This window comes from Microcoleus sp. AT8-A3, from assembly GCF_036705675.1.
Classification (GTDB): Bacteria; Cyanobacteriota; Cyanobacteriia; order Cyanobacteriales; family Microcoleaceae; genus Microcoleus.
Map to the genome: position 1 here is coordinate 300,424 of NZ_JAUBVD010000001.1, position 10,870 is coordinate 311,293.

A 10,870-nucleotide genomic window follows, 5' to 3' on the forward strand; every position below is an offset into this window, starting at 1 on the left:
CGGTAGCGAGTTGCTGCTGTAAAGAAGCGATCGAACTTTCGCGTTCACTCAACTGCTGCTGTAAACTTTCGTAACTTTCTGGCATCGGATTTGGCTTTACAATCACCGAGTCCGATAGAGTTTCTGCCGTTACAGCGTCATTAACTTCGCTTTCTTCGGCTGTTTCCCCTTGCAAGGGGGCTGCCTCTACCTCAGTTTCTTCACCTTTTTTCCAAGTGACAGTAACTTCCGTCTTGTCCTTAGAAATATCCAGAGCGCCTTGTGCCAAGCGTTCTAGGAGTTCCGACCTTGATATTCCGAGCTTGCGAGCGATCACGTTTAATCGATCGGCACTAGAAGAAGTCAGCGAAAGTCCGACTTTGACTTTACTTTCTGAATTGGAACTAACTACATTGCGATTTTTTTTGACCATTGGCATTTTCCTCATGCCAACCTACACTAATAAGTGTAGTGGCTGAAGCTTCTATTAAAATTAATTCTTGTTACTTACCAATTGTGCCAGCTTCTGTTCCCAATTGAACAAAAATTCGTGAATATACTCTTCGATCCATTCCTCGCCGTAGAACCGCTTAAACATTCCCTCGGCCGGGTTTTTTTCGGCACGATACGGCAGATATTACAGTTGAGCTTGTAAGCCGTTGTTTTAAAGCGAAGCTTCCAAAGTCGCACCTGCAACCCGATGATCTCGATCTTTTGCCAAATAGCTCACAGCAGCGCGAGCTTGAGGATTTTGACACTCCTGGGCCTAAAGGCACGAGGATTCTTCGTTCATAGACCCAACTTGCCCTAGCAGGATTACTCCAACCAAGGTAGAGGTCGAATCTCCCGAAGCGTTCGGATCTATGACCCAAGTTCCGGTATGCCCTACCGTACTCAAGGCTAATTTCAGGATATTAATAGCAGCATTCCAATCCCGGTCTAAGACGAAGCCGCATTGGCAAGTGTGGGTTCTCATAGAGAGGGATTTTTTGATTAACGTGCCGCAATTAGAGCATTCCTCAGAGGTGTAGGCAGGATTGACCGCTACGGTTATCTTGCCAAACTTAACCCCGAAATACTCTAACCATTTCCTGAACTGATACCAACCCGCATCATTAATAGACTTGGCAAGACAATGGTTCTTGACTAAGTTCTTAATCCTCAAGTCTTCATAGGCGACCAAATCGTTAGATTGGATTACACAACGTGCCAGTCTCTTGGCATATTCTTCACGTTGCCTACTTATTTTGAGGTGTAGTCGTCCTAGTCTATTAATGGCTCGTTTACGATTGGCAGAGCATTTTCTTTTACGAGAAACACGTCTTTGTCGAAACTTTAGACGCTTCTCGCCTGCTCGATAAAATTTAGGGTTAGGCTCAGTATGACCATTGCTATCGCTGTAGAACTCCTTGATTCCTACATCTAATCCAACAATTCTACCTGTCGGCTCAATGTCTAGTTTTCCAGTTTCGATTTTCACCAAGAACTGAACGTAGTAGCCATCGGCACGACGCACTAGCCTAACCCGCTTTATTTGGTCTAGTTGGTAGAAGTGTAAGTCCCACGTCCCTTTAAGTTTAAGTTTACCAATGCCCTTCTTATCAATGAAATTGATTGAGCGTCTATCGGGGGAAAGCTTCCAGCCAGAAGTTTTGTACTCTACCGAGCGGCAATTCTTCTTAAATTTTGGATATCCCTTCTTTCCGGGAATAGACTTCCTGCAATTTTCGTAGAATCGAGCAATTGAGGAATATGCCCATTCAATAGCAACTTGGCAAGCGTGAGAGTTCAAAGTATTTACAAAGGGAAACTCAGCTCTCAGCTTGGTGTTGTAGCGATACAGCTCTTTTTGCCCTACGCCGCGATTATCCATCCAAAAACGGATACATTTGTTGCGGACGAATTGAGCAGTTCTAATCGCCTCATCTATTGCTGAGTATTGAGTTGTTTTCCCTTTAGCTTTGAACTCTAAAACTCTCATTTGACGTGGACAAACCCTACGGCAACTAGCTTACCATAAATAAAGCCGTCCTAGAAGGACGGGGCTTGAATCCCATTATTGTTGGTCAAATTTGCTCAGCGCGCGAGCAACTCGCAGCCGAATTCCCCAGTTATCCGAACTTACTAGAGCTAATAATTGCTGCAATGCCTGTTCTTGCTTCGGGGTATTTGCCAGCACACCCAATCCGTCAATTGCTGCTTCCTGAACTGGTAAATCTTCGTCGCCAAGACCGATCGCACAAATTTCAAATACTGCATCAGGACACTGCATTTCGTACAGCGGAGCCATAATGCTGCGGCGGACGAGCCAATTGTCATCGCGGCGAAAAGCTTCCACTAAATGAGAAATTGCCTCGGTTCCGAACCTTGACAAAGAGTTAGCGGCTTCGGCAATTTTCATAAGCCAATTATAAATTTTTGTTACGTTTCTTTACAATTTTAGCAATTATTCCCGGATTTGGGGCAGATTTAAAAAAACTTCACTGCTGAATCAGAATTTTTGTGGGTATTTAAGCGAGCTTTTGTATTAGTAATTAAGGCAATCAGTACCCTATTTATTTGAGTATGCGGAGGCATCTTTATTTTTTAAATAGGTTTTAAAATCCGATTTTTTACAAGCCGCGGCTGGGGCGCAGTATACAATAGAATCATTTTTAACCCCATTTTTCGGAGATTAAAGCGCCAGTTAAAACCCTAATTCTCCGGCGCATAAAATCCTAAATGATTGGCAATTGGACGTTCCTGCATGGGAATTTTATTCTGAATCGGAGCATTCAACAGTTTCGCTCCTGACGGCGATGCTACTGCAAAAGTTACCGACCCGCCGCCATCTAAATTCAGCACTGTCTCCGCTCCCAACTGCATCGAAATATCAGCTATTTCACTCAATTTCAGCCCTTCACTGTAAAGCCTCTGCTTGCCGTCTGCCAGAATTAACCACAACTTATCGCCTGTTTTGTCGATCGCCGCGACTGCACGGGGATAGGGTTTATCCTGCTTGCGTTCTTCCTGACTTTGTGCTACGGGCTGGCCATTTTTTACCAGCAAAGTATCTCCGGCAACGGCATAGGCTGTTCCCGCAGGACAAGTGCCGTTTTCGATTATTTGAGCGCGGTTTTTGGCATCAAAACAAAGGGCGGGAAAGTCTGGATTGGGTTCAGAATAAGCTTGGCTTTTGGCAATGGCGTGTCCGACATTATTTACTCGATCGCCACTGCGGGGATAGTAATCCCAAGGTGCTTTCTCGATGCAGGGATAAAAAAAGTTGCCGTTGACTGCTAATTGCAATTTAAATTCTTTCAGGAATTCAGTAGCCGTGCGGGCATTGGTTTCTGTTAAATCGGGTGTTGGATTTCCGGGAGTGACAAAAATTCCTATTCCCGGCGCTTTTAGGTCGATGCTAACAATGTGAATTAGGGTGGGACGCGGATTAGTCCGAAATTCCTTGCGGTAGGCTATTCCTTGAAAGAGCGATCGGGCTTCGTTTGTTTGTTGGGGACGCAAAAAGTAGGGAATGTTGTAGAGTAGTATGGGTGCGAGCAATATTCCGAGACCGAGAATCTGCCAAATTTGTTTGATCGTGGGCCGATAAGTCATACCATTTTAGATTTGAGATGGGGGACGGGAACACTGAGAGATTTATATATTTTTAAGCATCCTGTACTAATATGAAGTATTCGGATTCCCATAATTTTAGCAATCAAATTTTACGAAATCGATCGTTCCAAGGACAAGTTCTTAACGGTGCTGATTTCAGCGGTGCGGATGTTCGAGGCTGCAATTTTAGAAATGCTCAGTTAGCGGGTGCGAATTTTATCGGTGCGAAAATCGGGCTTTCTCGGCGACAGATAGCTGTTTTGACTGCAGGGGCGATCGCGATTTGTTTGGTTGTGGGCGATGTTCTGACTCGACTGATTTTGGGATCTCAAGGACAAATACCGGGCTCCGGCAGTTGGCCTTTTGTTCTTTTGCTGTACGGGGTTTTGAGCGCTGCTGGCTTCGCTTCGGCGATCGCAAGCAAACAGCCAAAAACCTCAAAAGCGGGTAGATTGGCACGAACAATTTCTGCTATTCTATCAGGAGCTTTGTTGGGATTTTTCTATGCTGGGACTGCAACTAATAATAACTCCCAGGCAGCTCTTGCTGGAATGTCGATCGGCGGGGTGTTAATGTTTTTTGTGAATTCCCGGATTCGTGGCCAATTTGCACAGGTGGCGATCGCATCGGCTGGAAGTGTGGCGACTTACGCAGCGGCTTTTTTGTTCAGTGCAACGGCGAGCGCTTTTCTGAGCACTCACAAACTGTTTTGGGGTATGTGTTTCGGTTTGCTGTCGCTGCTGTATCTTTGGTTTGCATTTGTGTCTTTCTCCGCTATTGTTCGAGAGATTGGAAATGCTGAGGGTACTTCGTTCAGAGGGGCAAATCTCGCTGATGCTAAGTTCGATATAAATTACCTCAATCTAAAATCTAAAATTTAAAATCTAAAATTACCCGACTGATATTCAAACAGTAATTGAGCCAGCAGAAAGCGACGCTTTGCTGCAAACGGTGGCGATTGGTGTAGGTCACTATGGTTTTCTAGTATTGGCATTATATCTGGGTGTTTATTCTCGGCGCGATCGCCCTAATTTACCCTCAAAAATATACAAGCGAGATCCCTTGATTTTTCTCAAAGAATTCAAGGGATCTCGCTCTAATCAAACTATTTATCTCATATCAGAGATTTTTTTTGCAAGCTGTTTTTTTTGCCTAAACAGCTTGATTAACGGAGAGGGAGGGATTCGAACCCTCGTTAAGTTGCCCTAAACACACTTTCCAGGCGTGCGCCTTCAACCGCTCGGCCACCTCTCCAGGGCTAAATTAATTCATTTAGCCACAGCTAAACTATATTAACAGAACAAATCTGATTTGGGAAGGGGTAACGGCATAAATTTACTGTTTAATGTGGATAGGGTGTCAAACGAGCCGGCTTGGATTCTCCTACCTATGTCGCAAACCCCTTCATCTAAAGGAGTTTGCCCGCCAAACCCCAATCTAAAATCTAAAATCTAAAATCTAAAATTCCATGACTCACTCTTACACAATTAAAATTCATAACAGACAGACAGGCGATCGCCACACCGTGCGAGTACCCGAAGACCGCTACATCCTGCAAAGCGCCGAAAACCAAGGAGTAGAATTGCCCTTTTCCTGCCGCAACGGCGCTTGTACCGCCTGTGCGGTGCGCGTCAAGTCGGGGGAACTGCACCAGCCAGAAGCAATGGGGCTGTCTGTGGAACTGCAAAAAGAAGGTTATGCCCTGCTGTGCGTCAGCTATCCCCGTTCCAACATTGAGGTAGAGACGCAAGACGAAGACGAAGTGTACGAACTGCAGTTCGGCCGCTACTTCGGCAAAGGTAAAGTTAAAGCTGGTTTGCCGTTGGATGAAGAATAAGGCAATTTGATAAATTATCAACTACCAATTATCCATGCTTTATCGGTTATTTGCGATCGCCCTTTGTCTGTGGCTAGCTAGCTGCCAAAAACCAGAAATGCCCCAAGGTACGATCGCCAAAGTAGAAAGGGCCATCAGCGGCCAAACAATCGAAGTTATCAGTACAGCCGACAAAATAGCCTTATTAGAACAAATCAGGCTAATTGGTATTGATGCGCCGGATTTAAAACAGCAGCCTTGGGGAGAAGCAGCCAAACAAAGACTAGAACAGCTAACTAGGGGAAAACAGGTATTGTTAGAATCAGACATCGAAGAGAAAGACCAGTTCGATCGCAAACTAGCCTACTTGTGGCAAGATAAAAATTTGCTCAACGAACAGCTAGTCAAAGAAGGTTATGCCCTGGCCTGGGTGCGATCGCCCAACACCAAATACCAGCAGCGACTCATCAACGCTCAAGAATGGGCGAGACTCATGGGTAAAGGCCTGTGGAATCCAGAACGAGCTTTGCGCCAAACTCCCGCAGAATTCCGCCAACAAAATCGGAAATAGTCAATCGATTTTAGATTTTAGATTTTAGATTTTAGATTGAAGCATTGACCCCACCGATAAATACGTTCGGCAAGTTTCATCGGGTACAGGTTTTTATTTCTGGACGGATGAATCACGTGGCGGGTATCGTGGATGCTTTCGGTCAGTTGGGAATTGTTGACAACTGACAACTGACAACTAACAACTAACAACTAACAACTGACAACTGACAACTGACAACTGACAACTAACAACTAACAAATGACTGACAATCAACTGCAAAACTTCTTAGAAATAGCCACCGAAGCAGCCCTAGCCGCCGGTTCCGTCCTGCAATCTTTCTGCGGAAAATTAGAAAAAATTCAAGAAAAAGGCCGATCGGGCGATTTAGTCACAGAAGCTGATAAAGCCTCAGAAGCCGTCATCTTAGAAATTCTCGGCCGCCACGTACCCCACCACGCCATCCTCGCCGAAGAATCCGGCAAATTAGGGGATGCTAGCAGCAAATACCTGTGGGCGATCGACCCTTTGGACGGCACAACAAATTATGCTCACCAATATCCTTTTTGGGCCGTGTCGATCGGACTTTTAATCGACGGCATACCACAAATCGGAGTAATTTACGACCCTTTTCATAACGAATTGTTTCGGGCAGGCAAAGGATTGGGAGCAACCTGCAACCGATCGCCGATCGAAGTTTCCCAAATCCCAGAATTGAGAACCAGCTTGCTAGTCACTGGCTTTGCATACGATCGGCGCGAAACAGCCGACAATAACTATGCCGAATTCTGTCACCTCACCCACCTCACCCAAGGCGTGCGACGCAGCGGTTCCGCATCCCTAGACCTCGCACACCTCGCGATGGGGCGATCGGACGGATACTGGGAACGGGGACTCGCCCCTTGGGACGTAGCAGCAGGTGTACTCATCGTCTCCGAAGCCGGAGGTCAAATTACAGCTTATGACGGTAGTGCCTTTGAGATGAACTCTGGTCGGATTTTGGCCACAAACGGCAAAATACACGCCGAACTCAGCGGCGCACTGCTAGCCGTTCCTCCCTTATCTTCTTGGAAGTAGCACCTCCCAGCAATAGATCGGGGGTAGTACGGGGGTCAGAACCCCTTGACTCAAGCTACATTAAAGAATAGTGAGTGCGATTCGTTTAACCCAAATGGGTAGCAATACTCAGGGAAGGTTAGCCTAACCAACTGGTTAGTATAACTGAATACACATCTAGGTGCAGGATTCACAAGTCCCTAGTCCTAGTCCGCAAGTGCAGCGGTAAAAGCATATCCCCTATTTTGTTGGGTAGCAACCAATAGGGTAAAGCGGGGATAAAAGACAAGAACTACTGGTAGCCGAAACTGGTAACTGTCGAGCACGAGTTCATGTGTAGCGAAAGCAAAGATGTGTCTGAACCATCGTAATTTTCAGATGGTCAAATGGCTAAATCAAGAATAAACCCGTTGAAAAAACACGGTAAAGACTGATTAAGACCAAGCCAAAAGGCAAGGCTAGGGCATAGGCAATTTCACACTTGACCTATAAGCACCGCCCATAAACCCGGTGGATAGCATCGCACTAAAAACTCAAACAATGTGTATTTGGAACGAAGTAACTCTTATATATTTCTGGAATCATGTCTATTATCCAGTAAGTAGCTAACGAACAATATATGAGAGAGGGATTGTATCAGAAGCCAATGCTCTGTTGTAATGACAGAGATATGCAGACGGGTACACGGTAACTTCAAGGATAGGAACTTAGTAGCAATGAATAAGTCTAAAACGCGGGACAACCCGACGGTGGAATGGAATCAAATCAATTGGCGAAAAGCCGAAAGATTGACATTTAAGTTGCAAAGACGTATCTATCGAGCAAGTGAGCGTGGCGATGTTAAAGCAGTTCGGAAGCTTCAAAAGACCTTGATTAATTCATGGTCTAATAAGGTTCTAGCGGTACGACGGGTAACACAAGACAATACTGGCAAGCGTACAGCAGGTGTGGATGGCATAAAATTGTTAACCCCAAAGCAACGATTAAAGCTAGTAAGTCAACTCAAAATAACTGGTAAATCTCAACCGACTCGTCGGGTAATGATACCAAAACCAGGAACTAATGAGTCAAGACCATTAGGAATACCTACAATGTACGACCGCGCCTTACAAGCAGTTGTGAAAGCAGCACTTGAGCCAGAATGGGAGGCAAAATTTGAGCCAAACTCATACGGTTTTAGACCCGGTAGGTCATGTCACGATGCGATTGGAGCTATCTTTGACAGTATCAGATACAAAGCTAAATATGTGCTAGACGCTGATATTTCCAAATGTTTTGACCGCATTAATCACAAAGCATTACTTGACAAAATCAATACCTATCCAGGACTCCGAACACAAATTAAGTCCTGGCTTAAAAGTGGGGTATTAGACCAAGGTGAAATCTTCCCGACCAAAGAAGGCACACCACAAGGTGGGGTCATCTCTCCACTTTTGGCTAACATTGCCTTACATGGAATGGAAGAACGGGTCAAACAATATGCGGAAACGCTAACAAAAGGATACTACGGAATCAGTAAAAAAGATAAACGAGGTTCTTTAAGTTTAATCCGGTACGCCGATGATTTTGTGATTATTCACAAAGACATTGAAGTAATACTAGCCTGTCAGAAAATAATTGCAGAATGGTTAAGTGATGTTGGCTTAGAATTGAAGCCAAGTAAAACAAAATTAACCCACACCCTCAACGAATATAATGGAAATGTTGGGTTTGAGTTCTTAGGATTCCATGTACAACAACACAAGGTAGGCAACTATCGAAGTGCTAAAAATACAGTAGGAATACCGCTAGGTTTTACAACATTAATCACCCCGTCTAAGCCCAAAGTCAAAGCCCATCTGGCTAAAATTGCAGAAGTGATAGACACCCATAACACCGCCCCCCAAGTCGCTTTAATTAGTCGGCTGAATCCAATAATTAGGGGATGGTCAAACTATTACTCAACAGTAGTAAGTAAAGATACCTTTAACAAGGTAGACAGTCTTACCTATGACAAACTAAGAGCATGGGCGAGAAGACGGGGAAAAGGTAGCATCAATAAAGACAAATACTGGCGAACAGTAGGCGACAGAAATTGGTGTTTCAGCACAGAAGAAGGTTTAGAATTAGTCCAACACAAAGCAACGCCTATTGTAAGGCACGCCAAAGTGAAGGGTAACGCAACGCCTTACGATGGTAACTGGATTTACTGGAGCAAGAGACGCGGAGAATACCCGGAAACACCAAAAAGAGTGGCAACACTGCTTAAGACACAAAAAGGTAAATGTACCCACTGTGGTCTGTATTTCACACCTACAGACATTGTAGAAGTTGACCATATCCAACCTCGCTCATTAGGCGGTAAGGATGAGTACAAAAACCTCCAACTTCTACATAAACACTGCCACGACACAAAAACGGAAAATGACGGTTCTCTCAACAAGGACTATTGTAACAATCCGTTTTGAATTGTATCCTTAACAAAGGATGAAGATATCAAGGAGCCGGATGAGGCGAAAGTCTCATGTCCGGTTCTGAAGGAGAGGTAGGGGTAGAAATGCCCCTATCGACTCTAACAAAGCCAGGAAAGGAAGAGTAAAAGTTATGTCTTTTGAAATGACAAAAGGGCTGTTCAAGTATGACTTTACAGATCAGCACGCAATTTTGGGAGTTCCCTTAGACGCCGAGTTTAACGACATCCGCAAGCGCTACATGAAAATCGCCCGCCGGTTGCATTCGGATACTTGCTCTTTTGAAAGCCAAGCCGATAAAGATTGGGCTAACCAATTTTTGTCAAAAGTAGTCAATCCGGCTTACAATAAATTCTCTAAGGAAAGCGATCGCAAAGAATACAGCCTGCTATTAGCAGCCATCGCCAAGCGCGTTGTTAAAGAACAGGCGAAAATGCAAATTGAAAGCGAAGCAGCCAAACAGTTAGCTACCGCTAAAGATTGGGAAGAAGCTTACAAAACAGCAGTTAGCAAACTCGCTCTCAAGCAGTACGAATCAGTTAAGGAAACGCAAGAGGCGATCGATCAAATTAGCGAACTTAACATGGTTTACCTGCTGCGAAAAGAGCGCATTGGCATTGCAACTCCGCCACCACCCCCAACCCCAATTCCCCCAACCCCAATTCCAACCCCAACCCCAAATCTACCCCCAAATCTACCCCCGGACAAAGACGACCCGCGGATCGAAGCTTATTGCCGCCGAGCTCAAGGATTTATGGACAGCAAAAATTACGCTAAAGCAAGTTTGGAGTTGAGGGAAGTCCTGAAGGGTGCCCCGAAACACAGCAAGGCTCACGCTATGTTAGCAATGTGTTACCTTGAACAAAATCAAGCCACAATGGCAAAACTTGAGATGAACAAAGCTTTGGCGTCAAATCCAGAAGAACCGACGGCTTTGGAGGTTAAGAAAAAGCTGGAACAAGCTTCCGCCAAGGCAAAAAAAGGTGATGAAAAACCAGGATTTTTTGCAAGTTTGTTTGGCGGGAAGAAGAAGTGAGAAGTTGTGAGTTGTGAGTCTTGAATATTGAGAAACGGGTGAACAGCTCAGCAGTCGAGTGTGATCGAGCCAAACAATCAAGACTTGGTGATATCAAATCCGGTGACATCGGAATTATACTGTCAGTGCGATCGTCCCGCGATCGCGGATGCTCCAGAAAGAACGGGACGATCGCACTGACGGGGAAAATGATTATTTCGATGGAAACGAAAAGGATATGACGCCTGAATTTGTTAAAGTCGAATGTTAAGCTTGCCTGGTTCGACTTTAACACCGTTCCCTAAAGCTAAGCCTCTGAACCCAATCTAAAATCTAAAATCTAAAATCTAAAATCTAAAATTCCGATGACACCTTAATTTGTTAAAGTCGAATGTTAAGCTTGCCTG

At 44.8% G+C, this 10,870-nt stretch carries 11 protein-coding genes and 1 tRNA gene; 6 read left to right on the plus strand and 6 right to left on the minus strand.

Annotation, left to right across the window (positions count from 1 at the left end; all coding sequences use genetic code 11):
- From QUB51_RS01290 to QUB51_RS01310, 5 genes are all read right to left on the minus strand, one after another.
- On the minus strand, nucleotides 1-412 hold a 412-nt coding region (locus QUB51_RS01290; protein WP_333232905.1), incomplete at its 3' end, for a ribbon-helix-helix protein, CopG family.
- 60 nt (nucleotides 413-472) lie between these two features.
- Nucleotides 473-613: a hypothetical protein gene (locus tag QUB51_RS01295; protein ID WP_333208011.1), complete on the minus strand. Its 141-nt coding sequence runs from the start codon at nucleotides 611-613 to the stop codon at nucleotides 473-475.
- Nucleotides 614-745: 132 nt separating this feature from the next.
- Entirely contained in the window at nucleotides 746-1,960 is a 1,215-nt protein-coding gene (locus tag QUB51_RS01300; RefSeq protein ID WP_333207947.1) for a transposase, read from the minus strand.
- Between the two features lie 75 nt (nucleotides 1,961-2,035).
- The gene (locus QUB51_RS01305) at nucleotides 2,036-2,380 is read right to left on the minus strand and encodes a HEAT repeat domain-containing protein (RefSeq protein WP_333207945.1); all 345 of its coding nucleotides are present in this window, start codon (nucleotides 2,378-2,380) and stop codon (nucleotides 2,036-2,038) included.
- 293 nt (nucleotides 2,381-2,673) lie between these two features.
- Nucleotides 2,674-3,576 (minus strand): phosphodiester glycosidase family protein, encoded by a 903-nt coding sequence (locus QUB51_RS01310; RefSeq protein WP_333232907.1) that lies wholly within the window; start codon nucleotides 3,574-3,576, stop codon nucleotides 2,674-2,676.
- A 71-nt stretch (nucleotides 3,577-3,647) separates the two neighbouring features.
- Here QUB51_RS01310 and QUB51_RS01315 point away from each other — a divergent pair, with 71 nt between their 5' ends.
- On the plus strand, nucleotides 3,648-4,457 hold the full coding sequence (locus QUB51_RS01315) for a pentapeptide repeat-containing protein (RefSeq protein ID WP_333054347.1): 810 nt from the start codon (nucleotides 3,648-3,650) through the stop codon (nucleotides 4,455-4,457).
- A gap of 288 nt (nucleotides 4,458-4,745) precedes the next feature.
- On the opposite strand, the gene QUB51_RS01320 is transcribed toward QUB51_RS01315, so the two are convergent.
- A tRNA-Ser gene (locus tag QUB51_RS01320) sits at nucleotides 4,746-4,830 on the minus strand.
- A 214-nt stretch (nucleotides 4,831-5,044) separates the two neighbouring features.
- Here QUB51_RS01320 and QUB51_RS01325 point away from each other — a divergent pair.
- The 5 genes from QUB51_RS01325 (at nucleotide 5,045) to QUB51_RS01345 (ending at nucleotide 10,484) form a co-directional block, all read left to right on the plus strand.
- Nucleotides 5,045-5,413, plus strand: a complete 369-nt coding sequence (locus QUB51_RS01325) for a 2Fe-2S iron-sulfur cluster-binding protein (protein WP_172186552.1) — start codon at nucleotides 5,045-5,047, stop codon at nucleotides 5,411-5,413.
- A gap of 34 nt (nucleotides 5,414-5,447) precedes the next feature.
- Nucleotides 5,448-5,963 (plus strand): thermonuclease family protein, encoded by a 516-nt coding sequence (locus tag QUB51_RS01330; protein ID WP_333054346.1) that lies wholly within the window; start codon nucleotides 5,448-5,450, stop codon nucleotides 5,961-5,963.
- Between the two features lie 240 nt (nucleotides 5,964-6,203).
- On the plus strand, nucleotides 6,204-7,019 hold the full coding sequence (locus tag QUB51_RS01335; RefSeq protein ID WP_333207940.1) for an inositol monophosphatase family protein: 816 nt from the start codon (nucleotides 6,204-6,206) through the stop codon (nucleotides 7,017-7,019).
- A 695-nt stretch (nucleotides 7,020-7,714) separates the two neighbouring features.
- Nucleotides 7,715-9,445 (plus strand): group II intron reverse transcriptase/maturase, encoded by a 1,731-nt coding sequence (gene ltrA / locus QUB51_RS01340; RefSeq protein ID WP_333054342.1) that lies wholly within the window; start codon nucleotides 7,715-7,717, stop codon nucleotides 9,443-9,445.
- A 136-nt stretch (nucleotides 9,446-9,581) separates the two neighbouring features.
- A complete protein-coding gene (locus QUB51_RS01345; protein WP_333054340.1) occupies nucleotides 9,582-10,484 on the plus strand; it encodes a tetratricopeptide repeat protein in 903 nt (300 codons plus the stop codon).
- The last annotated feature ends 386 nt before the right edge of the window (nucleotides 10,485-10,870 follow it).

Bases quoted from the DNA above. Each gene is read 5' to 3' on its own strand.
- QUB51_RS01300 (WP_333207947.1), bottom strand. From the start codon at position 1,960: ATGAGAGTTTTAGAGTTCAAAGCTAAAGGGAAAACAACTCAATACTCA.
- QUB51_RS01305 (WP_333207945.1), bottom strand. From the start codon at position 2,380: ATGAAAATTGCCGAAGCCGCTAACTCTTTGTCAAGGTTCGGAACCGAG.
- QUB51_RS01310 (WP_333232907.1), bottom strand. From the start codon at position 3,576: ATGACTTATCGGCCCACGATCAAACAAATTTGGCAGATTCTCGGTCTC.
- QUB51_RS01315 (WP_333054347.1), top strand. From the start codon at position 3,648: ATGAAGTATTCGGATTCCCATAATTTTAGCAATCAAATTTTACGAAAT.
- QUB51_RS01325 (WP_172186552.1), top strand. From the start codon at position 5,045: ATGACTCACTCTTACACAATTAAAATTCATAACAGACAGACAGGCGAT.
- QUB51_RS01330 (WP_333054346.1), top strand. From the start codon at position 5,448: ATGCTTTATCGGTTATTTGCGATCGCCCTTTGTCTGTGGCTAGCTAGC.
- QUB51_RS01335 (WP_333207940.1), top strand. From the start codon at position 6,204: ATGACTGACAATCAACTGCAAAACTTCTTAGAAATAGCCACCGAAGCA.
- ltrA (WP_333054342.1), top strand. From the start codon at position 7,715: ATGAATAAGTCTAAAACGCGGGACAACCCGACGGTGGAATGGAATCAA.
- QUB51_RS01345 (WP_333054340.1), top strand. From the start codon at position 9,582: ATGTCTTTTGAAATGACAAAAGGGCTGTTCAAGTATGACTTTACAGAT.